20 protein-coding genes are annotated in these 22,284 nt (G+C 72.1%); 9 read left to right on the forward strand and 11 right to left on the reverse strand.

From position 1 onward, the window contains the following. Window positions 1-9 precede the first annotated feature (9 nt). Window positions 10-777: a DUF4239 domain-containing protein gene (locus B9S64_RS31950; protein WP_103490071.1), complete on the reverse strand. Its 768-nt coding sequence runs from the start codon at window positions 775-777 to the stop codon at window positions 10-12. 1,242 nt (window positions 778-2,019) lie between these two features. Between B9S64_RS31950 and B9S64_RS31960 the strand changes: the two genes are divergently transcribed. Further along, the gene (locus B9S64_RS31960; RefSeq protein WP_103489795.1) at window positions 2,020-2,838 is read left to right on the forward strand and encodes an SAM-dependent methyltransferase; all 819 of its coding nucleotides are present in this window, start codon (window positions 2,020-2,022) and stop codon (window positions 2,836-2,838) included. After that, window positions 2,835-5,009 (forward strand): bifunctional diguanylate cyclase/phosphodiesterase, encoded by a 2,175-nt coding sequence (locus tag B9S64_RS31965; protein ID WP_103489794.1) that lies wholly within the window; start codon window positions 2,835-2,837, stop codon window positions 5,007-5,009. The genes B9S64_RS31960 and B9S64_RS31965 overlap by 4 nt, the downstream gene beginning before the upstream one ends. A gap of 12 nt (window positions 5,010-5,021) precedes the next feature. Here B9S64_RS31965 and B9S64_RS31970 read toward each other — a convergent pair whose 3' ends face one another. Next, entirely contained in the window at window positions 5,022-5,969 is a 948-nt protein-coding gene (locus B9S64_RS31970) for a LysR family transcriptional regulator (protein ID WP_103489793.1), read from the reverse strand. Between the two features lie 97 nt (window positions 5,970-6,066). On the opposite strand from B9S64_RS31970, the gene B9S64_RS31975 reads away from it, so the two are divergent. Genes B9S64_RS31975 through B9S64_RS31985 form a run of 3 tightly spaced genes read left to right on the forward strand, consistent with a single transcriptional unit; the run spans window position 6,067 to window position 9,468 of the window. Then, complete coding sequence (locus tag B9S64_RS31975) at window positions 6,067-6,774, forward strand: succinate dehydrogenase (RefSeq protein WP_103489796.1); 708 nt, start codon at window positions 6,067-6,069, stop codon at window positions 6,772-6,774. 1 nt (window position 6,775) lies between these two features. Next, window positions 6,776-8,725 carry a fumarate reductase/succinate dehydrogenase flavoprotein subunit gene (locus tag B9S64_RS31980; protein ID WP_103489792.1) on the forward strand — a complete coding sequence of 650 codons (1,950 nt, stop codon included), beginning with the start codon at window positions 6,776-6,778 and terminating at the stop codon, window positions 8,723-8,725. Beyond that, the gene (locus B9S64_RS31985) at window positions 8,722-9,468 is read left to right on the forward strand and encodes a succinate dehydrogenase/fumarate reductase iron-sulfur subunit (RefSeq protein ID WP_103489791.1); all 747 of its coding nucleotides are present in this window, start codon (window positions 8,722-8,724) and stop codon (window positions 9,466-9,468) included. Before B9S64_RS31980 ends, B9S64_RS31985 begins: the two co-directional genes overlap by 4 nt. Window positions 9,469-9,548: 80 nt before the next feature. Here B9S64_RS31985 and B9S64_RS31990 read toward each other — a convergent pair whose 3' ends face one another. Together B9S64_RS31990 and B9S64_RS31995 are read right to left on the reverse strand one after the other, a co-directional pair. After that, the gene (locus tag B9S64_RS31990; RefSeq protein ID WP_103489790.1) at window positions 9,549-11,975 is read right to left on the reverse strand and encodes an excinuclease ABC subunit UvrA; all 2,427 of its coding nucleotides are present in this window, start codon (window positions 11,973-11,975) and stop codon (window positions 9,549-9,551) included. Window positions 11,976-12,088: 113 nt separating this feature from the next. Further along, the gene (locus tag B9S64_RS31995; RefSeq protein ID WP_103489789.1) at window positions 12,089-12,280 is read right to left on the reverse strand and encodes a DUF6381 family protein; all 192 of its coding nucleotides are present in this window, start codon (window positions 12,278-12,280) and stop codon (window positions 12,089-12,091) included. A gap of 151 nt (window positions 12,281-12,431) precedes the next feature. Here B9S64_RS31995 and B9S64_RS32000 point away from each other — a divergent pair, with 151 nt between their 5' ends. Beyond that, the gene (locus B9S64_RS32000) at window positions 12,432-12,710 is read left to right on the forward strand and encodes a hypothetical protein (protein ID WP_103489788.1); all 279 of its coding nucleotides are present in this window, start codon (window positions 12,432-12,434) and stop codon (window positions 12,708-12,710) included. A gap of 62 nt (window positions 12,711-12,772) precedes the next feature. Here B9S64_RS32000 and B9S64_RS32005 read toward each other — a convergent pair whose 3' ends face one another. Then, window positions 12,773-13,342 (reverse strand): type 1 glutamine amidotransferase domain-containing protein, encoded by a 570-nt coding sequence (locus tag B9S64_RS32005; RefSeq protein WP_103489787.1) that lies wholly within the window; start codon window positions 13,340-13,342, stop codon window positions 12,773-12,775. A gap of 88 nt (window positions 13,343-13,430) precedes the next feature. After that, window positions 13,431-13,646 (reverse strand): dodecin, encoded by a 216-nt coding sequence (locus tag B9S64_RS32010; protein ID WP_037881496.1) that lies wholly within the window; start codon window positions 13,644-13,646, stop codon window positions 13,431-13,433. 202 nt (window positions 13,647-13,848) lie between these two features. On the opposite strand from B9S64_RS32010, the gene B9S64_RS32015 reads away from it, so the two are divergent. After that, on the forward strand, window positions 13,849-15,102 hold the full coding sequence (locus tag B9S64_RS32015) for an extracellular solute-binding protein (protein ID WP_103489786.1): 1,254 nt from the start codon (window positions 13,849-13,851) through the stop codon (window positions 15,100-15,102). Between the two features lie 79 nt (window positions 15,103-15,181). On the opposite strand, the gene egtD is transcribed toward B9S64_RS32015, so the two are convergent. Genes egtD through egtA form a run of 4 tightly spaced genes read right to left on the reverse strand, consistent with a single transcriptional unit; the run spans window position 15,182 to window position 19,540 of the window. Continuing rightward, entirely contained in the window at window positions 15,182-16,144 is a 963-nt protein-coding gene (egtD, locus tag B9S64_RS32020) for an L-histidine N(alpha)-methyltransferase (RefSeq protein WP_103489785.1), read from the reverse strand. Beyond that, window positions 16,141-16,896: an ergothioneine biosynthesis protein EgtC gene (gene egtC / locus B9S64_RS32025; protein ID WP_103489784.1), complete on the reverse strand. Its 756-nt coding sequence runs from the start codon at window positions 16,894-16,896 to the stop codon at window positions 16,141-16,143. Before egtC ends, egtD begins: the two co-directional genes overlap by 4 nt. Further along, window positions 16,896-18,242, reverse strand: coding sequence for an ergothioneine biosynthesis protein EgtB (egtB, locus tag B9S64_RS32030; RefSeq protein ID WP_103489783.1), 1,347 nt, complete (start codon window positions 18,240-18,242; stop codon window positions 16,896-16,898). Before egtB ends, egtC begins: the two co-directional genes overlap by 1 nt. Beyond that, window positions 18,239-19,540: an ergothioneine biosynthesis glutamate--cysteine ligase EgtA gene (gene egtA / locus B9S64_RS32035; protein ID WP_103505195.1), complete on the reverse strand. Its 1,302-nt coding sequence runs from the start codon at window positions 19,538-19,540 to the stop codon at window positions 18,239-18,241. Before egtA ends, egtB begins: the two co-directional genes overlap by 4 nt. 148 nt (window positions 19,541-19,688) lie before the next feature. Here egtA and B9S64_RS32040 point away from each other — a divergent pair, with 148 nt between their 5' ends. Then, entirely contained in the window at window positions 19,689-20,525 is an 837-nt protein-coding gene (locus B9S64_RS32040; RefSeq protein ID WP_103488806.1) for a TIGR02452 family protein, read from the forward strand. Here the strand turns inward: B9S64_RS32040 and B9S64_RS32045 are convergent. Continuing rightward, window positions 20,510-20,977, reverse strand: a complete 468-nt coding sequence (locus tag B9S64_RS32045) for a type II toxin-antitoxin system PemK/MazF family toxin (RefSeq protein ID WP_103488805.1) — start codon at window positions 20,975-20,977, stop codon at window positions 20,510-20,512. The two genes, B9S64_RS32040 and B9S64_RS32045, sit on opposite strands and share 16 nt — an antisense overlap. A gap of 197 nt (window positions 20,978-21,174) precedes the next feature. Here B9S64_RS32045 and B9S64_RS32050 point away from each other — a divergent pair, with 197 nt between their 5' ends. Further along, window positions 21,175-22,200: a LacI family DNA-binding transcriptional regulator gene (locus B9S64_RS32050; RefSeq protein WP_103488804.1), complete on the forward strand. Its 1,026-nt coding sequence runs from the start codon at window positions 21,175-21,177 to the stop codon at window positions 22,198-22,200. Window positions 22,201-22,284: the final 84 nt, after the last annotated feature.

Raw genomic sequence — 22,284 nt, forward strand, 5'->3', positions numbered from 1 at the left:
GGCGACCCCTTACCCGCCCGTGACGTGCGGGAAGAGGTCGGTGAACGGTGCCGTGGTCGCCGAGATGGCCCGGCCGAACGGGGCGTCGAAGTCCCAGATGAGGAAGAGCAGGAACGCGATGAGGACGCTGAAGAGACCCGCCAGCAGCAGTTCGCGGAAGGTTCTGCGGATCTGGAGCGTGAAGATCAGCCCGACCGTGACCAGCGCCCCGATGATCAGGCCGAACCAGACCACCCCGGGCATGGTCGCGCCCGCGTTCTGCGCCCGGGACCCCCGCGCGTCGTCGGCGGCGGCGACCTGGTCCACCAGCGGCTGGTACGCCTGCCCTTCGAGCTCGGTGCGCGGTTCGTACTCCGTGACGTCGGCCCGCACCTTGTCCAGCAGGCGGGCGCCCTCGTCGGTGAGGTCGCCGTGGGTGGTCATGGCCCGCCACTCCGTGTCGACCACATGGGCCACGTACGCGTCGACGTCACCGCGGATACGGTCGCGGACCGCGGCCGGGTAGACGGCGGAGCGGGCGCTGACCTCGTGGAGGGCCTGGGCCTCCAGCCGGACCGACTCCTGGGCCGCGCTGCGGCCTTCCCAGACCCCGGCGATCGCCAGGCCGAGCACGATGGCGTACACCACGCCGATCATCATCGTCATGTACTCGATGACGTCGGGTGTCTGCGACGGGTCGTCGTCCTCCCCGACGCGCCGGTTGTTGAGGACGGCGATGGTCAGGACGACGGCACAGGCCGAGGCCATGGCAAGGGTCAGAACAAGCCATTCCGACATGGATCTCCTTCGCGGGGCGGGCGGCGGGGCGCGGGTCAGCGGGACGAGCGGGGCCGCAGCACGGCCACGGCGAACACGGCGGGTGCGGTGATCAGGAGCGTGGTCGAGACCAGCGAGGAGCGAGGCCGCGGGACCTTTCGAGGCGGCTTGCGGTAGGTGGGAAGGGCCACCGGCCGGGGCGAGGGGGAGGAAGGGCGCGCCGTGGGCGACGGCGGAGGCGGTGGGGCGGGCGGCGGCGGAGGAGGCTCCGGTGAGCGGACCGGCGGGGTCGTCGGGGGAGGCGAGGGAGGCGGGGGAGGCGGAGGCGACGGCGGAGGCGACGGCCGTGGCGGCGGGGGCGGAGGTGGTGCGGGCGGAGGCGGCGAAGAGGGTTCGGGTTCCGGTTCGCCCAGGAACGCCTCGCACCCTCCCGCGCCCGACACGGCGACGGAGGAACCTTGGTCCCCCTGCCCGATGGAGGCGACGGCGCAGTCGTCACCGGCGGCGGGTGCCGGCGCGGAGAGCAGCCAGAGCAGGGCGGCGACGGCCGCGAGCCCGCGTATGCGTGATCCGTTCACGCCGGGGAGCATGTTCCCCGCCGCCGCGCGACACGCGGGTCCCGGGCCCGAATCGCCTGATGGTGGGGACATCCGGGGATGTGCGTTTGAGGGCGCGGAACGTCTCGCCGGTGCATGTCGAACGCCTGGTCGGACGCCTCTCCGGTCGGCCGGCGTGCCGGGGGAAGACCGGAGAGGCGCGGGCGCCGTGCCGCCTCGGCAGAGAAAACGGCTGTCACGAGGGCCTTCCGTCGTGAACGGGAGGCGGCCGCGGGACTTTTCGGTCGGTGCGGCCCCGAAATCGCTGATATCGACGCCGAGAAGGCGCACAGCTGTTTAACGCTTCACCAACGTCTTCGCCGTACCGGGGAATTCGGCGGACGCGGGCGGCCGTCCCGGGAAGCGGACCGTCACCGCCTCCGCGCCCGCCAACAGCGGGAACCTCACGCGTACATGACGAGCAGTCGGGTTCGGTGGGCTTCCGGTCGGAACGCGCGTGGAGAGGGCGGGCAGTGCTCCGTGGTGCCGTTCCGTCGCGCCGCGTTCACACGCAGCGACGGACGATTGCACATGCCACTGGTGTGTGACCAATAACGGATCTCTAATTTCCGTTTCCACTCGCTCTCCTGGCGGACGATCAGTAGCCTCTGGTCCACACTGACCATGAACATGGCCGGATCACCGTGGCGACTTGTTGGAGACATCGATGGAGCGTCCCGCCTGGGCCCCGCAGGGCATTGACATCTCGGTGCCGAGCGTGTCTCGCATGTACGACTTCTATCTGGGCGGCTCGCACAATTTCGAGGTGGACAGGGAAGCGGCCCGTAAGGCCATGGAGTTCCTGCCGGGACTTCCCAAGATCATGCAGGCCAACCGGGCGTTCATGCGGAGGGCCGTGAACTACGCGGTCACCTCGGGCGTCACACAGTTCCTGGACATCGGTTCCGGCATCCCGACCTTCGGCAACGTGCACGAGGTCGCCCAAGCCGCGGATCCGCGGGCCCGGATCGTCTACGTCGACCACGACCCGGTCGCGGTCGCGCACAGCCGTTCGGTCCTCGAAGGCAACGACCGGACCGCCGTCGTCACCGCGGACCTGCGCAAGCCGAGCGGCATCCTGGAGCACCAGGAGGTCCGCGGTCTGCTGGACTTCGACAAGCCGGTCGCGCTGCTGCTCGTCGCGGTGCTCCACTTCATCGAGGACGCCGACGACCCCCGCGCGGCGGTGGCCGAGCTGCGCGAGGCGCTCGCCCCCGGCAGCCTGCTGATCCTCACCCACGCCTCCTACGAGGGGATACCGCTCCCGCAGGAGGAGGCCGGGGGAGCGGTCGGGGTCTACCGCACCATCCGCAACCCGCTGATCATGCGGTCCCACGCGGAGACGAGCCGCTTCTTCGAGGGGTACGAGATGGTCGAGCCCGGCCTCGTCCCGATGCCCGACTGGCGTCCGGAGGTGACCGGGGCAAGGGCCCAGGAAGACCCGTACGCCTACTCGGGTTTCGCCGGGGTCGGGCGCAAGGCGTGAGCATTCCCGCCCAGGCGTCCGGCGCGCCGGACGCGGAACCGGACGGCCCCGAGGACCGGCTCCGAAGATTCGCCACCATCTGGAGCCGGGCCATCTTCCCGTCCACGGCGACGTCGATGACCCGGCCGGAGTTCGAGGAGCATCTGCTGCCGCTGGCACGGGAGCTCAGCGGCATACTCCACGCCCGGCCCTTCGACGCGGCACCCGCCCAGCGGGTGGGAGCGGCGCTGGTCGCCGCGCACTGCACGGATCCCGACGCGCTGAGCTCCACGCTCGGCGTCGTGGACTCCTACCTGGTGCTCTACTGCGGGGGCAACGGCCCCGTGGCGCTGTCGACGGAGGACAGCCGGGCCCGGTGCGCGCGGATCCAGCACGCGCTGGCCGGCGGCTTCACCCAGGCGCTCCGGGAACGCACCCTCGCCGAGCAGGAAGCCATCGCCCGCTCGGCGCTGGCCGCGCGCTCCCAGGCCGAACAGGCGCTGCACGCCACCGAGGAGCGCTTCCGGGCGGTGTTCAAGGACGCCGCGATCGGGATCGGGATAGCCGACCTCGACGGCAACATCCTGGAGATCAACGACACCCTGACCCGGATGTTCGGCGGTCTGGAGAACCACGTCCGCAGCCACAAGGTCAACGAGTGGGTCCACCCCGAGGACTCGCCGCACGTGTGGAAGTACTACGACGAACTGGTACGTGGCGAACGCGAGCACTACAGCGTCGAGAAGCCGTACTACCGCAACGACGGCACCGTGCTGTGGACCAACCTGACGGTGTCGCTGCTGCGTGACCCGCACGGGCGTCCCGAGTACCAGCTGGCCCTCATGGAGGACACCACCGAGCGGCGCCTGCTCAACCTGCGGCTGCGGTACGAGGCGACGCACGACGCGCTCACCGGGCTGCCGAACCGGACGCTGTTCTTCGAACGCCTGGAGAAGGCCCTCGCCTTCCGGGAGGACATGCGCTTCGGGCTCTGCTACCTCGACCTCGACGGCTTCAAGGCGATCAACGACAGCCTGGGGCACGCGGCGGGGGACCGGCTGCTCGTCGAGGTCGCCGACCGGTTGCAGAGCTGCGCGACCGCCCCGGGCGAGATGGTCGCCCGTCTCGGCGGCGACGAGTTCGTGGCCCTGACGACCGGGCCGCGCACCCAGGAGGAGGTCCACGAACTGGCCGGACGCATCCTCTCCGCGCTCGCCACCCCGGTCCGCCTCGACGGCCGGGAGCTGACCGTACGGGGCTCCGTCGGCGTCGTCGAAGGGCCCTCGGGCTCGCGTACCGCGGCCGACGTGCTGCGCAGCGCCGACATCACGATGTACCGGGCGAAGGCGGCGGGCGGCAACCGCTTCGCGCTCGCCGACGCGGCGGCCGACGCACGGGCGATCACCCGGCACGGACTGACCACGGCGCTTCCCACGGCCCTGGACCGGGGCGAGTTCTTCATCGAGTACCAGCCGCTGGTCCACCTCGGCGACGGCACCGTGCACGGTGCCGAGGCGCTGGTGCGCTGGTGCCATCCGCAGCACGGGGTGCTCGGCCCCGACCGGTTCATCCCGCTCGCCGAGCACACCGGGCTGATCGTGCCGCTCGGCCGCTGGGTGCTGGAGGAGTCGGTGCGCCAGGCCAACTTCTGGCAGGAACGGCACACCGACGGCGGCCCGTTGCGGATCAACGTCAACCTCTCCCCGACCCAGCTGCACCACCCCGGGCTGGTCGCCGAGACGGTCGACGTACTGGAGCGCTCGGGGCTGGAGCCGGGCGCCCTCTGTCTGGAGGTCACCGAGTCGGCGCTGATCGGCGCCGACGACGACCTGCTCAAGCCGCTGCGCCAACTGGCGGAGATGGGCGTGGACATCGCGCTCGACGACTTCGGGACCGGCTACTCGAATCTGGCGAATCTGCGCCGGCTGCCGGTGAGCGTGCTCAAGCTGGATCGTTCCTTCACCCAGGGCATGCAGCAGCACCCGGCCGACCCCGTCGACCTGAAGATCGTCGAGGGCATCGTCGCGCTCGCCCACAGCCTCGACCTCGCGGTCACGGTCGAGGGCGTCGAGACCGGCGCCCAGGCCGAGCAGCTGCGGCGGATCGGCTGCGACACCGCGCAGGGCTGGTACTACGCGCGCCCCGGCGCGCCGGACCGGATCCACTCGCTCCTGCTGGCCGACGCCGTCTGAAGCACGGACCCCTCAGCGGTCGGCCGCGGCCCGGCCGGCCGCTGAGGGCCCGGCCGGGCCCGCCGAGGAGGCGTCCGGCCGGTGGGCGAGCAGCAGCCGCTGGAGCTCACGCGCCGCCCGGGGCGGCGCGACGTCGCCCCGGTGCGCCAGCGCGATCGTGCGGCGCAGGCCCGGGGGAGCCAGCTGGGTCATCCGCAGGTCCTGGCCGGCCCGGGTGGCCACCATCCTGGGCATCACCGCGATGCCCAGGCCCGCCCGGACGAAGCCGAGCACCGCGTCCATCTCGCCGCCCTCCACCGTGAACTGCGGTTCGAAGCCCTCCGCGCGGCAGGCGGCCACCGTCAGCTCCCGCAGGTCGTAGCCGTGCCGGAACATCACCATCGGCTCGTCCGCCAGATCCGCGATCCGTACGACACCCCCCGTCCCCGGGTCGGGCCGTGCCGTCGAGGACAGGACGACCAGGTCCTCCTGGAGCAGCTCCACCGTGGTCAGGACCGGGGAGGCGGCGGGCAGCGGCAGCACCAACAGGGCGAGGTCGAGCGCGCCCCGGGCCAGCTGCCGTACGAGGTCGTGCGAGCCGCCCTCCTCGATGAGGAGCTGGACACCCGGGTGCAGGTCGTGGAAGGCGCGCAGCACCTCGGGCAGCAGACCGGTGCACACGCTGGGAGTGGCGCCGAGCCGGATCCGCCCCCGGCGCAACTGGACCAGCTCCTGCACCTCGTGCCGGGCGGTGTCCGCGTCCGCGAGGATCCGGCGGGCGAGCGGCAGCAGGGCCTCGCCCGCGTCGGTGAGCGCGATGTTGCCGCGGGCCCGGCTGAACAGCTCGGCGCCCAGCTCGCCCTCCAGCGCCTTGATCTGCTGGGAGAGGGAGGGCTGCGACACGTGCACGGTCTCGGCGGCCCGGGTGAAGTGCCTCGCCTCGGCGACCGCGACGAAGTAGGCGAGCTGCTGGAAGTGCATGGTGACCAGGGTATCCGATCGTCATAGTCGATGCCTATGGAGATGAGACCATCCATGTCTTGGACTGATGGTGCCGTTCGGCCCTAGCGTCGTGTCCATGGCATTGGCAACGCGGACGGACCGACGGCCGTCGATGACGCGTACGCTCTGGGACTCGTCCGTCGGCAAGAAGACGATCATGGCCGTGAGCGGTCTGATCATGCTCGGGTATCTCGTGGCCCACATGGTGGGGAACCTGAAGATCTTCTTCGGGCCCGGTGAGTTCGACCGGTACGCCCACTGGCTGCGCACCATGGGCGACCCCGTCCTGCACTACTCGTGGGGCCTGTGGCTCGTCCGGGTGGTGCTGGTCGCCGCCGTCGTCCTGCACGGGGTCTCCGCGTACCAGCTCAGCCGCCGCGACATCAAGGCGCGCCCGGCGAAGTACGTCCACACGAAGCCGCGTGCCAGTTACGCCACCCGGACCATGCGCTGGGGCGGCGTCATCCTCGCCCTGTTCATCGTCTGGCACCTCCTCGACCTGACGACCGGCACCGTGCACAGCGGCGGCTTCCAGGAGGGACACCCGTACCAGAACGTGGTCCACACGTTCTCCACCTGGTACGGCAACGTCATCTACATCGTCGCGGTGCTCGCGATGGGCCTGCACGTCCAGCACGGCTTCTGGAGCGCCGCGCAGACACTCGGCGTGGGCAACGCGACCCGCGACCGCGTCCTGAAGACCCTGGCCAACCTGCTCGCCGCGGTGCTGACGCTGGGCTTCGTCTCCGTACCCGTCGCCGTCATGACCGGAGTGGTGAGCTGACATGAGCGACTACACGCAGTACACGACGGGGGAGCCCGTCACCGACACCAAGGCACCCCGCGGTCCCGTCGCCGACCGCTGGGACACCCGCCGCTTCGAGGCCAAGCTCGTCAACCCGGCCAACCGGCGCAAGCACACCGTCATCGTGGTCGGCACCGGCCTGGCCGGGGGCTCGGCCGGCGCCACCCTCGCCGAACAGGGCTACCACGTGGTCCAGTTCTGCTTCCAGGACTCGCCCCGCCGCGCCCACTCCGTCGCGGCCCAGGGCGGCATCAACGCCGCGAAGAACTACCGCAACGACGGCGACTCCATCCACCGGCTCTTCTACGACACCGTCAAGGGCGGCGACTTCCGGGCCCGCGAGTCCAACGTCCACCGCCTCGCCGAGATCTCCGTAGAGATCATCGACCAGTGCGTCGCCCAGGGCGTCCCCTTCGCCCGCGAGTACGGCGGACTCCTGGACAACCGGTCCTTCGGCGGCGTCCAGGTCTCCCGCACCTTCTACGCGCGGGGCCAGACCGGACAGCAACTCCTGCTCGGCGCCTACCAGGCGCTGTCCCGCCAGATTGCGGCCGGCAACGTCGAACTGCACGCCCGCACCGAGATGCTGGACCTGGTCGTCGTGGACGGCACGGCACGCGGCATCGTCGCCCGCGACCTGGTCACCGGGAAGATCGAGACCTACTTCGCGGACGCGGTCGTCCTGGCCAGCGGCGGCTACGGCAACGTCTTCTACCTCTCGACGAACGCCATGAACTCCAACGCCACCGCGATCTGGCGGGCCCACCGCCGGGGCGCCTACTTCGCCAACCCCTGCTTCACCCAGATCCACCCCACCTGCATCCCGCGCACCGGCGAACACCAGTCCAAACTGACGCTGATGAGCGAGTCGCTGCGCAACGACGGCCGCATCTGGGTCCCCAAGGCCAAGGGCGACACCCGCCCGGCGGCCGAGATCCCCGAGGACGAGCGCGACTACTACCTGGAGCGGATCTACCCGTCCTTCGGCAACCTCGTGCCCCGTGACATCGCCTCCCGCGCCGCCAAGAACGTCTGCGACGAGGGCCGGGGCGTCGGCCCCGGCGGCCAGGGCGTCTACCTCGACTTCGCCGAGGCCATCGGGCGCATGGGACGCGCCAAGGTCGAGGAGAAGTACGGCAACCTCTTCGACATGTACGCCCAGATCACCGCCGAGGACCCGTACGAGACCCCGATGCGGATCTACCCGGCCGTGCACTACACCATGGGCGGCCTCTGGGTGGACTACGACCTCCAGACCACCGTCCCGGGCCTGTTCGCGATCGGTGAGGCCAACTTCTCCGACCACGGCGCCAACCGGCTCGGCGCCTCCGCGCTGATGCAGGGCCTCGCCGACGGCTACTTCGTCCTGCCCTCCACCATCAACGACTACCTGGCGCGCAACCCGCACACCGACGAGATCGACGCGGACCACCCGGCCGTGGCCGACGCGGTGGCCGAGACCGAGGACCGGCTCAGCCTGCTCCTCGCCGTCGACGGAGACCGCACCCCCGACTCCTTCCACCGCGAGATCGGTGAACTCATGTGGGATTACTGCGGGATGGCCCGCACCGAGGAGGGTCTGCGCACGGCCCTGGAACGCATCCCGGCCATCCGCGAGGAGTTCTGGCGCCGCATCAAGGTCCCCGGCACCGGCGAGCAGTTCAACCAGTCCCTGGAGAAGGCCAACCGCGTCGTCGACTACCTCGAACTCGCCGAACTCATGTGCCTCGACGCCCTGCACCGCGCCGAGTCCTGCGGCGGCCACTTCCGCGAGGAGTCGCAGACCCCGGACGGTGAGGCCGCCCGCCGCGACGAGGAGTTCTCCTACGCCGCCGCCTGGGAGTTCACCGCCACCGGCGACGCCCCCGTCCTGCACCAGGAAGACCTCGTCTTCGAGTACGTCCACCCCACCCAGCGGAGCTACGCATGAAGCTCACCCTGCGCGTCTGGCGCCAGCAGAACGCCGAAGCGCCCGGCGCCATGGCCACCTACGAAGTCGACGGCATCTCACGGGACATGTCGTTCCTGGAGATGCTCGACACCCTCAACGAGGAACTCATCCTCGCCGGGGACGAGCCCGTCGCCTTCGACCACGACTGCCGTGAGGGCATCTGCGGCGCGTGCAGCCTCGTCATCAACGGCGACGCCCACGGCCCGGAGCGCACCACCACCTGCCAGCTCCACATGCGCTCCTTCCGGGACGGCGACACCATCGACGTCGAACCGTGGCGCGCCTCCGCCTTCCCCGTCGTCAAGGACCTGGTCGTCGACCGCTCGGCCTTCGACCGGATCATCCAGTCCGGCGGATACATCTCCGCCCCCACCGGCACCGCACCCGACGCCCACGCCACTCCGGTGCCCAAGCCGGACGCCGACTTCGCCTTCGAACACGCCGAGTGCATCGGCTGCGGCGCCTGCGTCGCGGCCTGCCCCAACGGCTCCGCGATGCTCTTCACCTCGGCGAAGGTCAACCACCTCAACGTGCTCCCCCAGGGCACGCCCGAACGGGAGACACGGGTCCTGGACATGGTCGCCACCATGGACGACGAGGGATTCGGCGGCTGCACCCTGACCGGCGAGTGCGCCACGGCCTGCCCCAAGGGCATCCCGCTGCCCTCGATCGCCGCGATGAACAAGGAGTGGCTGCGGGCCACCCGCAAGGTCCGCCGCTGACCCACTGCCGCGCCCCCTGCCGCTCCCTCCCACTCACCGCCGATCCACCTGACCCGCCGGCCGGCGCCCCGGCCGGCGGGTCAGCCCGTCCGCAGCGCCTTCGCCAGGTACGGGGCCGTCCGGCTCCCCGCCGCCCGCGCCACCACGCGGGGAGACCCCGTGGCCACGATCCGGCCGCCCCGGTCACCACCGCCCGGCCCCAGGTCGATCACGTGGTCCGCGCCCGCCACCACCGCCATGTCGTGCTCCACGACCACCACCGTGTCACCCGCGTCCACCAGACCGTGCAACTGCCGCATCAGCACCTCCACATCCGCCGGGTGCAGCCCCGTCGTCGGCTCGTCCAGCAGATAGAGGGTGTGCCCGCGCCGGGTGCGCTGGAGCTCCGTGGCGAGCTTGATGCGCTGCGCCTCGCCGCCGGACAGCTCCGTCGCCGGCTGGCCCAGCCGCAGATAGCCCAGCCCCACGTCCAGCAGCGCCCGGAGCGGGCGCTCCGCCGCCGGGGTCCCCTCGAAGAACCCGGCCGCCGCCTCCACCGTCAGGTCCAGTACCTCCGCGATGTTCAGCCCGTCGAGTGTCACCTCCAGGGTCGGCGGGTTGTACCGCGCTCCGTGGCAGTCCGGGCAGGGCGCGTACGTACTGGGCAGGAAGAGAAGCTCCACCGAGACGAACCCCTCGCCCTGGCACGTCTCGCACCGCCCGCCCGCCACGTTGAACGAGAACCGCCCGGCCCGGTAGCGGCGGGACCGCGCCGCGTCCGTCGCCGCGAACAGCTTCCGTACGACGTCGAACAGCCCGGTGTACGTGGCCAGGTTGGAGCGGGGCGTACGGCCGATCGGCTTCTGGTCGACCCGCACCAGCCGGTCCACCGCCTCCAGCCCTTCCGCCGAGGCGCAGTCCCGCGTCTCCCGCACCGGGTCCCGCTCCGCCGTCTCCGGTGCCTGACGGTCCGCCAGAGCGCCGGCCAGCACCTGGCCCACCAGGGTCGACTTGCCGGACCCGGACACACCGGTGACCGCCGTCAGCACCCCGAGCGGGAAGTCGGCATCCACCCCGCGCACATTGTGCCGGTCCACCCCGCGCAGCCGGATCCACCCCGACGGTGTTCGTGGTTCCCGCGCGGGCACCGGGTCCTCGTCGAAGAGGAACCGCCGGGTCGCCGACTCCGCCACCCCGGCGAGTTCCGCGGGCGGCCCGCTGTACAGCACCCGGCCCCCGTGCTCACCGGCCAGCGGCCCCACGTCCACCAGCCAGTCCGCCCGCCGCATCACATCCACCTGGTGCTCCACCACGAACACCGAGTTGCCCGCCTCCCTGAGCCCGCCGAGCACGGTGAGCAGCGACTCGGTGTCGGCGGGGTGGAGACCGGCGGACGGCTCGTCCAGCACATAGACGACGCCGAACAGCCCCGACCGCAGCTGCGTGGCCAGCCGGAGCCGCTGCAACTCGCCGGACGACAGCGTCGGCGCCGTACGGCCGAGACTGAGATAGCCCAGCCCCAGCTCCGTGACCGGCTCGATCCGGGCCAGCAGATCCGCGGTGAGCATCCGGGCGGTCTCGCTCCTTCCGCCCTCGGCGAGCAGCAGCTCGGCAAGGGACGCCAGCGGAAGATCGACGAGCTCGGCGATCGTACGGCCCGCGAAGGTGACCGCCATGGCCTCCGGCCGCAGCCGACCGCCCCCGCACACCGGGCACGGCTCGCTGGTCAGGAAGGTCTCCGCCTTGGCCCGCAGCGTCCGGCTCCGGGAGTCGGCGAAGGTGTGCAGCACGTAGCGCCGGGCGCTCGTGTAGGTGCCCTGGTACGGGCGCTGGATGCGGCCCGCCTCACGGACCGGGTGCACCGTCACCACCGGCTGCTCGTCGGTGAACAGGATCCACTCCCGGTCCTCGGCGGCCAGCTCCCGCCACGGACGGTCCACGTCGTACCCGAGGGCGTCCAGCACATCGCGCAGGTTCTTCCCCTGCCAGGCACCCGGCCAGGCCGCGATCGCGCCCTCCCGGACGGACAACGACGGGTCGGGGACGAGCAGTTCCTCGGTCGTACGATGGATCCGCCCGAGCCCGTGACACTCCGGGCAGGCACCCGCCGCCGTGTTCGGCGAGAAGGAGTCGGAGTCCAGCCGCCCGACGCCCGGCGGATAGTCACCGGCGCGGGAGAACAGCATGCGCAACGAGTTGGAGAGCGTGGTGACCGTACCGACCGACGACCGTGAACCGGGCGCCGACCTGCGCTGTTCCAGGGACACCGCGGGCGGCAGGCCGGTGATCTCCCCGACGTCCGGCGCCCCGACCTGGTGGATCAGCCGCCGGGCGTAGGGGGCCACCGACTCGAAGTAGCGGCGCTGGGCCTCCGCGTAGATCGTCCCGAAGGCGAGCGAGGACTTCCCCGAGCCGGACACGCCCGTGAAGACGGCGAGAGTGTCCCGGGGGATGTCCACGTCGACATCGCGCAGATTGTGCTCCCGGGCGCCGCGCACCCGGACGTACGGGTCGTCGGTGGTGGTCATGGGCGGTACGGCTCCGTACGGATCGGTGGTTCGGACACGGCTCTGCCGGTGATCATCCCGCACACGTCGGTCGCGGGCGCTCACCGGCAGAGTGCGCGGCGGACGGACCGGACCTACACCATCGGGTCCATGCCCCGGTCCCGCATGCCGCTCTCCGTCTCGCTCTGCTCCCGCAGGCGCCGGGCCTTGTCCTGGAGCCGCCGACGCTGCTCCGGGTCGGTCGCCCGCTCCGCGGCTTCCTTCAGTTCCTGCGCCTTGGCACGCATCTGCTGGACGCGGCCGCCGGACTCACCTGCGACGCTCATGGGCCCTCCTGGATCCGTGGGGAGCGGTCACGCCCAGCGAAGCAGCGGCGCGGCCGGCCTGCATCTCGAACGCCCTGGCGGGAGACGTTTGGCCCTCCGACGCCGGGTAGGCGACGGACGACCACGACAGCGGGGCCACAGGAGGCACGCCATGACCGAACAACGGCCCGGGACGACGGCGTCCACACGCGCGGACGAGGCCGCTCCGCCACTGCCCCGGGACCTGCCCGACCAGCAGGTGGGGGAAGGCGAGGACCCGCTCGACGTGCCCGCACCGCCGGAGCTGGGCCGACGGAGCGGTGACGCCCCCGACGCCGGAGAGGGGCCGGACGGGCTGCCCGACCTGGACGAGTCGGGGGCGGGGCGCGGCGAGCAGCGCCAGGCCGGGGCCCACCCCGAACACCCGGTGCCGGACGAACAGACCGGCTGACGGCCCCGGCCGTGCGGCGCGGATCCCCTCCGCACGGTGCGGAGGGGATCCGCGCCGTGAGCTCAGCTGGTGCGGGCGGACAGCGCCGTGTCGATCTCGCGGAGGAAGTCGTCGAGGTCGCCGGGGTCGCGTGAGGTGATCAGACGCCAGCCGTCCGCGTCGTCGGCGACGACCGGCTTGTCCACCCAGGTGCCGCCCGCGTTGCGGATGTCCGTCTGGAGGGAGGCGTACGAGGTGAGGGTCTTGCCCGTGAGGGATCCGGCCTCCACCAGGAGCCACGGGCCGTGGCAGATCGCCGCGACGGGCCGGCCGGAGGACGTGAAGGACCGCAGGATGTCCAGGGCGTCGCTCTGGAGGCGCAGGGTGTCGGCGTTCAGGGTGCCGCCGGGCACGAGCAGCAGGTCGTAGCCCGCCGGATCGGCGTCGGACAGCGCCATGGAGGGCCGTACGGTCTCGCCGGGGTCCTTGTCCCCCACGAGCGTGCGGATGGCGTCCGCCGTGACGGCCGCCACGTCCACGGTGGCGCCCGCGTCCCGCAGGTGACGGACCGGGACGACGAGCTCGTCCTGCTCGACGCCGTAGTTGGTGACGATCGCCAGCACACGGCGCCCACTGAGGTCGGTGTCCGTCATGGTCTCTGCCTTTCCGCCGTCCTGACCTGTCAGTTCTGTGTGGTCCTGTGGGATCCTGTGTGTTCAGCCTCCCGTGCCACGGGCTCCGTCAGGAGTCCCCGTCGAGCCGGAAGCCCACTTTGAGGCCCACCTGGTAGTGGGCGATACGGCCGTCCTCGATGTGCCCCCGCACTTGTACAATTTCGAACCAGTCGAGATTGTGCAACGTTTCGGAGGCCCTTGCGACGCCGTTGCGTATCGCCGCGTCGACGCCTTCCTCGGAGGTTCCTACGATCTCGGTGACCCGGTAGGTGTGGTTTGGCATGGCGTGTCCCCTTTCGTCCCTCCACGGTGCCTCACCCGGCGGCGCCGCGCGAGGCTTCGAGGTGGCCGAACCGCCACTGATCAGGGCTTGACCTCTCAATTGGTCCATACCAAAATCCAGCCACACACCCGTGCGAGCGTCGCCCGCAGCCCCCCACTCGGGTCCTGTGTTCCGTCGTGCCGTTTCGCAGAAGGTGACCCCCATGAAGAACCGCATTGTGGCCGGAGCCGTCGTGCTCGTTTCCTCCCTCGCGCTGAGTGGCTGCGGATACCTTCCCGGCCTCGGCGGCGACAGCCACAAGGTGACGGTGTGGCTGATGAAGGGCAGCGTGTCCCAGGACTTCCTGGACCGCTTCACCGCGTCGTACGAGGACGAGCATCCTTCTGTCGAACTGGAGTTCGTCATCCAGGAGTGGGGCGGCATCGGCCCCAAGGTCATGGAGGTGCTGAAGGGGAACGACGCGCCGGACGTCATCGAGGTCGGCAACACCCAGGTCGCCCAGTACGCGCAGAGCGGCGCCCTGCGCGACCTCACCCTGGAATCGATGCGGGACCTCGGCGGCGAGGACTGGCTGCCCGGCCTGGCCCAGCCCGGCAGCGTCAACGGCGGCCAGTACGGCATCCCCTGGTACGCCGCCAACCGCGTCGTCATCTACAACAAGGACCTCTTCGAGCAGGCCGGCATCACCGAGACGCCCAAGACCCGCAAGGAGTGGCTGGACGTCAGCGAGAAGCTGAACACGTCCGGACAGCAGGGCATCTACCTCGCCGGGCAGAACTGGTACGTCCTGTCCGGCTTCGTCTGGGACGAGGGCGGCGAGCTGGCCGACGACAGCGGCGGCGACTGGCAGGGCGCGCTGGACACGCCCGCCGCGCTCAAGGGCATGGACTTCTACAAGCAGCTCCAGCAGCACGGCGACGGCCCCAAGGACGCCGACGAGGTGACGCCCCCGCAGACCGATGTGTTCGCCGGGGGCGACATCGCTCAGATCATCAGCACACCCGGCGACGCCGCGGCCATCGAGCAGAAGAACCCGGAGCTCAAGGGCAAGCTCGGCTTCTTCCCCATCCCCGGCAAGACCGCGAACAAGCCGGGGGCCGTCTTCACCGGTGGATCGGACCTGATCGTCCCGGAGAAGAGCAAGGAGCGCGGCGAGGGCATCGAGGTCGTCAAGGCGCTGGCGGGCGAGAAGTGGCAGAAGGAGCTGGCCCGCACCATGAGCTACGTCCCCAACAAGCCCTCCCTCGCGCACGTCATCGACGGGCAGGAGGGGACCGCGGCGATGGCCGAGGGCGCCGCCCAGGGCCGGGCCACCCCGAACTCCCCGCACTGGGCCGCCGTCGAGGCGGTCAACCCGATCAAGCCGTACATGACGGCGGTGCTGGAGGGCGCCGACCCGGCCAAGGAGGCGAAGGAGGCGTCCGAGCGCATCACGGCCAAGCTCATCACCGGCTGACACGGTCCGCCCCGGCCGGCCCGCTCCCCGCGAGGGAGCGGGCCGGACACCTCCTCGGCGCACGGGGCGAAGGACCGGGTCAGCGCACCGTGGACAAGGACAGGGCAAACCGGCCCGCCGGGTCCGTCCACCACTCGTCCAGCCGCAGCCCCGCCACGGCCAGCTCCGCGCGCACGCCCTCCTCGCGGAACTTCGCCGAGATCTCCGTCCGCAGTTCCTCGCCCTCCTCGAACGGCACCACCAGGTCCAGTTCGCGGACCTTCACCGTCAGCGCCCGGCGGGCGCGCAGCCGCATCTCGATCCACTCGTGCTCCGCGTCCCACAGGGCCACGTGCTCGAAGTCGTCGAGCTGGAAGTCGGCACCCAGCTCACGGTCCACCACCGACAGCACGTTCTTGTTGAACGCCGCCGTCACGCCGGCCGCGTCGTCGTACGCCGCGACGAGCGTCGCCTCGTCCTTGACCAGGTCCGTGCCCAGCAGCAGACCGTCACCGGGCGAGAGCCGCGCGCCCACCGACCGCAGGAACTCGGCGCGCTCGCCCGGCAGCAGGTTTCCCAGCGTCCCGCCCAGGAACGCCACCAGCCGGGGCCCCGGACTGTCCGGCAGCTCCAGGGTGTGCGTGAAGTCGGCGATCAGCGCGTGCACCGAGAGCCCCGGGCGTTCGGCCAGCAACGACCGGGCCGCACCCGTCAGGGCGCTCTCGCTGACGTCGACCGGCACATAGGTGTGCAGCCCCGGCAGCGCGTCCAGCAGGTGCCGGGTCTTCTCCGAGGAGCCCGATCCCAGCTCGATCAGGGTCCGGGCCCCGGAGGCCGCCGCGATGTCACCGGCGCGGGCGAGCAGGATCTCCCGCTCCGCGCGGGTCGGGTAGTACTCCTCCAGTCGGGTGATCTCCTCGAAGAGGTCGCTGCCGTGGGCGTCGTAGAACCACTTGGGCGGCAGCGACTTCGGGTGCCGGGTCAGACCGTCGAGCACGTCGGCGCGCAGCGCCGCGTCCGTCGCGTCCGAGGGCAGGGTGCGGGTCAGCAGGAAAGGACTCACGCGGAGGGCTCCTTGAGCGGGGTCAGCAGGACGTCGTCGCGGGTCGCGGCCAGCAGCGTACGGTCGGGGACCTCGTGCCACGACGGGGAGTCGTCGTACGGCTCGGAGGCCACCACCGTGCGGAGACCCGGCTCGTGGAGGTACCAGAGCGAGTCGCCCCACGCGGTCGCCACGATCACCGCACCGTCGGTGAGCAGCAGATTGAGACGGGAACCGGGAGCCGCCCCCGCGATGTCTAGCACCGTGCCCGAGACCGCCTCGGCGATCTCGTCCCCCTCGGCGATCCGGTGGAGCACGAGCGCCCAGACCAGCGCCGAGTCACTGCGCGCCGCGAGGGCGAGCAGCCGTTCGGGCGGCAGGGCGCCGGCCAGTGGCACCAGCGAACCGGGCCAGCCCGCCACCGCCCCGTTGTGGCTGAACAGCAGGGGACCCGAGGCGAACGGCGCGGCGGCGGCCTCCCTGTCCGCGCCCGCCCGGGTGGCGTCCCGTACGGCACCGAGCAGTGCGGTACTGCGCACCACCCGGGCCAGATCGGCGAACGTCTCGTCGCCCCAGACGGGCCCGCTCCGGCGGTAGCGGCCGGGCACCGGGTCCCCGTCCGCGTACCAGCCGACCCCGAAACCGTCCGCGTTGACCGTGCCGGACCGCTGGCGCCGGGGCTCCCAGGACTGGCGTACGAGCGAGTGCGCCGGGACGGTGAGTATCTCCCCGAGCGCCACCGGCGGTCCCAGGTAAGCGATATGACGGCACATCAGGCATCCCTCGCGGTCCGGAAGCCGGAGAAGATCTGGCGGCGCACCGGCAGGTCCCAGTTGCGGAACGTGCCCCGGCAGGCCACCGGGTCCACCGCGAACGACCCCCCGCGCAGCACCTTGTGCTCCGGCCCGAAGAACACCTCCGAGTACTCCCGGTACGGGAAGGCGGCGAACCCGGGATAGGGCAGGAAGTCGCTCGCCGTCCACTCCCACACGTCACCGATCAGCTGACCGGCGCCCGAGGGTGCCCGGCCCGCCGGATACGCCCCCGCGGCCGCCGGACGCAGATGGCGCTGGCCCAGGTTGGCGTGGTCCGGGGTCGGATCGCCGTCCCCCCACGGATAGCGCAGCGAACGGCCCGACGCCGGGTCGTGCCGGGCCGCCTTCTCCCACTCCGCCTCGGTCGGCAGCCGCCTGCCCGCCCAGCGGGCGTACGCGTCGGCCTCGTACCAGCTGACGTGCAGCACCGGCTCGTCGGCGGGCACCGGTTCGGTCACCCCGAACCGCCGCCGCAGCCACTGCCCGGCGTCCTGGTACCAGAACAGCGGTGCGGACAGCTCGTGTTCACGGACCATCGCCCAGCCCGCGGGCTCCCACCAGCGCGGGTCGCCGTAGCCGCCGTCCTCGACGAACCGCAGATAGGCGCCGCAGGTCACCGGAGCGGTGTCGATGAAGAAACTGTCCACCTCCCGGCGGTGCGCGGGGCGTTCGTTGTCCAGCGACCAGGGCTCGGTGGACGTCCCCATGGTGAACGGGCCGCCCTCGACCAGGACTTCGGCGGCCGGAAGCGGGGCCGCTTCCGCCGGGCGGGGCGGTTCCGGGGCGCCGAGCACCGCCGGACCCGCGCGCAGCTGATGGGTGATCAGCATCGTCTCGTCGTGCTGCTGCTCGTGCTGGGCGATCATGCCGAAGGCGAAGCCGGCCCGTTCCAGCGGGCGGCCCGCCCCGTGCAGCGGCGCGCCGTCGAGGATGTCCAGCGCCCGGCCGCGCACCTCGGCGGCGTACGCCCGTGCCTCGGCGGGCGGCAGCAGGGGGAGCGAGGGCCGGCTGGCGCGGGAGTGCTCGAACGCGTCGTACAGCCCGTCGATCTCCGGGCGCATCGCCTCCCGTCCGCCCACGGCCCGCAGCAGCCACAGCTCCTCCTGGTTCCCGATGTGCGCCAGGTCCCACACCAGGGGCGACATCAGCGGGGAGTGCTGGGCGGTGAGGTCGTGGTCGTCGACGCTGTCGGTGAGCAGGGCGGTGCGCTCGCGGGCGGCGACCAGCGCCGCGAGGGCACGCTCACGCAGGACCTCGGCGTCCAGCTCTCGGCCGTGGGGGAGACCGGGCGCGGTGTCGGTCATCGGCCGGTGCCCCTTCCGTGCCGGGCCGAGGCCGGGTCGGGCAGGTCGTCCGCGGGGCAGCGGCCCCGTGCCACGTACCGGTCGGTGAAGGCGGCCACGGCGTCGCGGACCGGGCCGCTCGCGCCGAGCCGGGGCAGCGCCCGCGCGGCCGCGGCGAAACACACCGTGGCGGCGGCGGCCAGCTCGGGATCGGCGAGCCCGTCGCGGGCTGCGGTCCTCCATAACGGATTGCGGGGCGCCGGAGACGGGCCCGCTGTCTCGGCCAGGGGCTTCACGGTGCGGTACACGGTCTCGGCCGCCTCCGGGTCGTCGAAGAGAGCAGTGGTGACGGCCAGTGGCACCAGCCAGCCGTCAGGTCCCGACTGGGCGTCGATCATGCGCAGTTCCAGGTGGCCGCGCGGGCGCACCGGCGGGAACAGCGTCGTCACGTGATAGTCGAGATCGGCCAGGACCGGCGGCCGGGGCGAGCCCCCGCGGATCCAGTCCCGGAAGGTCAGCCCCTCGGGGACGCCCCAGGGCGTGCCGTCGTCGCTGCGGACGCACATGACCGAGGTGTCCAGCACATGGGCCGTCCAGGCGTCCCGGGGCGACCCGCGGCCCGCCGGGGCCAGCGTCCTGGCCGGGTCGAGCGCGTCCCACAACGCCTGCCGGGTGGACCGCCAGCCGGTGCGCACCCCTTGCCGGTACGGCGAGTTGGCGAACGCGGCCACGAGCACCGCGCCCAGCAGATGCGCCAGCTGCCAGCGCCGCCCGTACCCCAGCGGGCCCGGTTCCTCCTCGCCGGCGTCCACACAGACCTGGACGGAGGCGGAGGTGCACATCATGGCCCGGCCCGCGCTCCCCGAACGGTCGAGCGCCGCCTCCATGGCGGTGTAACGCGGCTCCTGGAGCAGTCTGCGGGGCGGGTGGCGCGGGTCCACACCGAGGCCGACCGGTTCGAGTCCCGACCGGTCGAGGACGGCGCGTACGGCGGCCAGATCGGCGGCGACGGCGTCGACGCAGGCCGTCAGGGATCCGGCGGGCCGGGAACTGAGCTCCAGCTGCCCGCCCGGCTCGAACGTCAGGGCCGAGTCCAGCGGGGTCGCGCGCACGGCTTCGGCGGCGGCGGTCAGACGCTCGTGGGAGACGGCGACCTCGGGACGCTCACGGTCGTGGATGAGCCATTCGAGCTCCACACCGACGGTCCGGGGCGGTCCCGTCTTGAAACATATGCCGCGCAGCCGGTCCTCCGCCTCGTTCTCGCCGAGGGGCTCGGCCTCGACGGCCGGACCGCGCGCGCCGGGAGTGTCCAGGGGCATGCTGGGGCCTCCTCTTCGGGTGCGTCCCTACCACCCAAACCCGTAACGGGAGTTCGCACAAGGGTGCCCCCGGACGACGGAAAACCCCTTGCGTCCATGCCGCGCGGACGTCCAGCATGCCCCGTATGCACCACACGGGGGAGCGCCGATGAGCGCACGACTGCGCGGGATCGCGCGCGAGACGGAGGACGTCGTCGCGGCCGGGCGCTACCGCACCGCCGACGGGCGTGAGGTGTCGATCGCACGCGCGCTGTCCGCCGCGCTCTCCGGCACCCGGCTGTACGGCCCGGAGCCGGTGGACGTCGCGGTCCTGGACACCGACCGCACCCCGGTCTTCGAGGTCACCGGCGAGAGCAGTCTGCGGGCGGCGCGGCGGATGACGGCCGCCTCACCCGGCGCGGTGGCGGTGCTCACCTACGCCTCCGCCCGCAACCCCGGCGGCGGCTACCTCAACGGCGCGCAGGCCCAGGAAGAGGCGCTGTGCCGCGGCTCGGCGCTCTACGCCACCCTGCTGCGGGCACCTGAGTACTACGCCCACCACCGTGCCGAACGCGACGCCCTGTACAGCGACCGTGTCATCCACTCGCCCGGTGTGCCGGTCTTCCGCGACGACCGGGGCCGCCTCCTGGACGCCCCCTTCACCGCGGGATTCCTCACCTCGCCCGCACCGAACGCCGGGGTCGTCCGCGCCCGCGAACCGGAGCGCGCGCACCTCGTCCCCGCGGCGCTCGCGAGCCGGGCCGAGCGGGTCCTCGAAGTCGCCGCGGTATGCGGCTACCGCCGGCTGGTGCTGGGTGCCTGGGGGTGCGGGGTGTTCCGGAACGACCCGGCCGAGGTGGCCGGGGCCTTCCACACCCTGCTGACCGGCCGGGGCCGGTTCGCCGGCCACTTCGAGCAGGTCGTCTTCGGCATCCTGGAGCGCGGCCCCCGGTTCCCCGTCCGGGACGTGTTCACCCGGGTGTTCGCCGCTCAGTTCCAGCCGTAGCGCTCCCGCAGGCGTACCACCACCAGATCGAAACGGCCCCGGTCCAGCGCACAGGCCTCACGGCGCATGCCGTTCTCGTGCACCCGCAGCACCCGGTCCAGGTCCACCCAGGAGGGCCGCCCCGAGCTGTCCCACGGGCCGGCCCCGAGTGACACCCACTCGTGGTCCCGGTCGTGCTGCTTGCTCGACAACTGCACCGCGAGGACCGTGCCCGATCCCTCCCGGGCCACGACCAGCACCGGCCGGTCCTTGCCCCGCCCGTCGTTCTCCTCGAACGGCACCCAGGTCCACACGATCTCCCCGGGGTCGGGGTCACCGTCGCGGTCGGGGGCGTACGAGGTGCGGACGGGGCCCACGTCGAGCGGGTCGGCCTCGACGGTGGCCGCGGGGCCGGTCCGGCCGGGGAAGTCGGTGGAGCTGTCGCTGCTGTGGTCCTGGTGGTGAATCGTCATCGCAACACCGTAGAGCGGGTGGTCCGGCGGCCGTGGAGCGGGGCCGGGATTCCTGGTGCCGGGGCGCGTCCGGACCCGCTGTCCCCCGTCCCGGAGAGAAAACCGTCGACCTCGACTTCAGCGTGAGGGTCGGGGTCCGGCACCGGTGGCCCCGGTCCACGACCCTGCCCCCCGGGTCTGGAAGACTTCCGGAAGCCATGAGCCAGTTACCCGAGCAGTCCGCTCGCACCTCCGTCCCGACCAGCGCCGACGTGGCACGGGCCGCCGGGGTCTCCCGGGCCACCGTGTCCTACGTACTGAACGACAACACCACCGTGCGGATCAGCGACGCCACCCGACGCCGCGTCAGAGCGGCGGCGTTCGACCTCGGTTACGTCCCGCACGCGGCGGCCCGCAGCCTGCGGGCCGGGCACAGCAGGATGGTGCTGCTGCCCGCCACGCGCCTCCCGGCCGGCCTCCTCCAGCGGCGCTTCTTCACCGACCTCCAGTCGGATCTGCGCCGCCTGGACTACACCGTCGTGCAGTACGGCAGCGCCGGACTCGACCCCGACGAGGCCGTCAGGGCCTGGGCCGAACTCCGGCCGGTCGCCGTCGTCGCACCCGCCGGTGTCCCGCTCACCCCGCACGGCATAGGCATGCTGACGCGGTCCGGCGCCAAGGCGGTGATCACGCTCGGCCCGCAACCGGTGGAGGGCGCCCACGCCCTGGTCCTCGACCAACGGGTGGTCGGCGGCAGCGCCGTACGGCACCTGCTCGCCCGTGGCCGCCGCCGTATCGGGGTGGTCATGCCCCAGGAACCCGGTCTCGCGCTCTTCTCCGAACCCCGCCTGGCGGGGGCGCTCCAGGCCGCCGAGGCGTGCGCCGGCGCCCGCGTCCGGCGGCTGCCGCTGCGCTACGAGGAGACATCGGCCGCCGGACTCGCCGCCCGCTGGCGGACCTTGGGACTGGACTCCGTCTTCGCCTACGACGACGAGTACGCGATGCTGCTGATGCGGGCCCTTCAGGACGCGGGCGTCGAGGTGCCCGCCGAGACCGCGGTGGTCGGCGCCGGAGACCTGATGCTCGGCCGGCTGCTGAGGCCCCGGCTCAGCAGCGTCAGCATGGAACTGGCCACCGCGCAGCCCCCGGCCGAGATGATCGACCGGCTGGTCAGGAACCCCGGCGGGGCACCGGAGCGCCATGATCTGCTGCGGGCCAGGACCGTGGCGCGTGAGTCCGGCTGACGCGCCGGTCACCTCACGCCGCGCGGGAGGCGCCGGGTGTCCCGCCCACGACGTGCGCGGGCGGCGCCGGATGTCTAGCGTCGG

This window comes from Streptomyces sp. SM18, assembly GCF_002910775.2.
In the GTDB taxonomy this organism is placed as follows: Bacteria; Actinomycetota; Actinomycetes; order Streptomycetales; family Streptomycetaceae; genus Streptomyces; species Streptomyces halstedii.

Bases quoted from the DNA above. Each gene is read 5' to 3' on its own strand.
- B9S64_RS31950 (WP_103490071.1), bottom strand. From the start codon at position 777: ATGTCGGAATGGCTTGTTCTGACCCTTGCCATGGCCTCGGCCTGTGCC.
- B9S64_RS31960 (WP_103489795.1), top strand. From the start codon at position 2,020: ATGGAGCGTCCCGCCTGGGCCCCGCAGGGCATTGACATCTCGGTGCCG.
- B9S64_RS31970 (WP_103489793.1), bottom strand. From the start codon at position 5,969: ATGCACTTCCAGCAGCTCGCCTACTTCGTCGCGGTCGCCGAGGCGAGG.
- B9S64_RS31975 (WP_103489796.1), top strand. From the start codon at position 6,067: ATGGCATTGGCAACGCGGACGGACCGACGGCCGTCGATGACGCGTACG.
- B9S64_RS31980 (WP_103489792.1), top strand. From the start codon at position 6,776: ATGAGCGACTACACGCAGTACACGACGGGGGAGCCCGTCACCGACACC.
- B9S64_RS31985 (WP_103489791.1), top strand. From the start codon at position 8,722: ATGAAGCTCACCCTGCGCGTCTGGCGCCAGCAGAACGCCGAAGCGCCC.
- B9S64_RS31990 (WP_103489790.1), bottom strand. From the start codon at position 11,975: ATGACCACCACCGACGACCCGTACGTCCGGGTGCGCGGCGCCCGGGAG.
- B9S64_RS31995 (WP_103489789.1), bottom strand. From the start codon at position 12,280: ATGAGCGTCGCAGGTGAGTCCGGCGGCCGCGTCCAGCAGATGCGTGCC.
- B9S64_RS32000 (WP_103489788.1), top strand. From the start codon at position 12,432: ATGACCGAACAACGGCCCGGGACGACGGCGTCCACACGCGCGGACGAG.
- B9S64_RS32005 (WP_103489787.1), bottom strand. From the start codon at position 13,342: ATGACGGACACCGACCTCAGTGGGCGCCGTGTGCTGGCGATCGTCACC.
- B9S64_RS32010 (WP_037881496.1), bottom strand. From the start codon at position 13,646: ATGCCAAACCACACCTACCGGGTCACCGAGATCGTAGGAACCTCCGAG.
- B9S64_RS32015 (WP_103489786.1), top strand. From the start codon at position 13,849: ATGAAGAACCGCATTGTGGCCGGAGCCGTCGTGCTCGTTTCCTCCCTC.
- egtC (WP_103489784.1), bottom strand. From the start codon at position 16,896: ATGTGCCGTCATATCGCTTACCTGGGACCGCCGGTGGCGCTCGGGGAG.
- egtB (WP_103489783.1), bottom strand. From the start codon at position 18,242: ATGACCGACACCGCGCCCGGTCTCCCCCACGGCCGAGAGCTGGACGCC.
- egtA (WP_103505195.1), bottom strand. From the start codon at position 19,540: ATGCCCCTGGACACTCCCGGCGCGCGCGGTCCGGCCGTCGAGGCCGAG.
- B9S64_RS32040 (WP_103488806.1), top strand. From the start codon at position 19,689: ATGAGCGCACGACTGCGCGGGATCGCGCGCGAGACGGAGGACGTCGTC.
- B9S64_RS32045 (WP_103488805.1), bottom strand. From the start codon at position 20,977: ATGACGATTCACCACCAGGACCACAGCAGCGACAGCTCCACCGACTTC.
- B9S64_RS32050 (WP_103488804.1), top strand. From the start codon at position 21,175: ATGAGCCAGTTACCCGAGCAGTCCGCTCGCACCTCCGTCCCGACCAGC.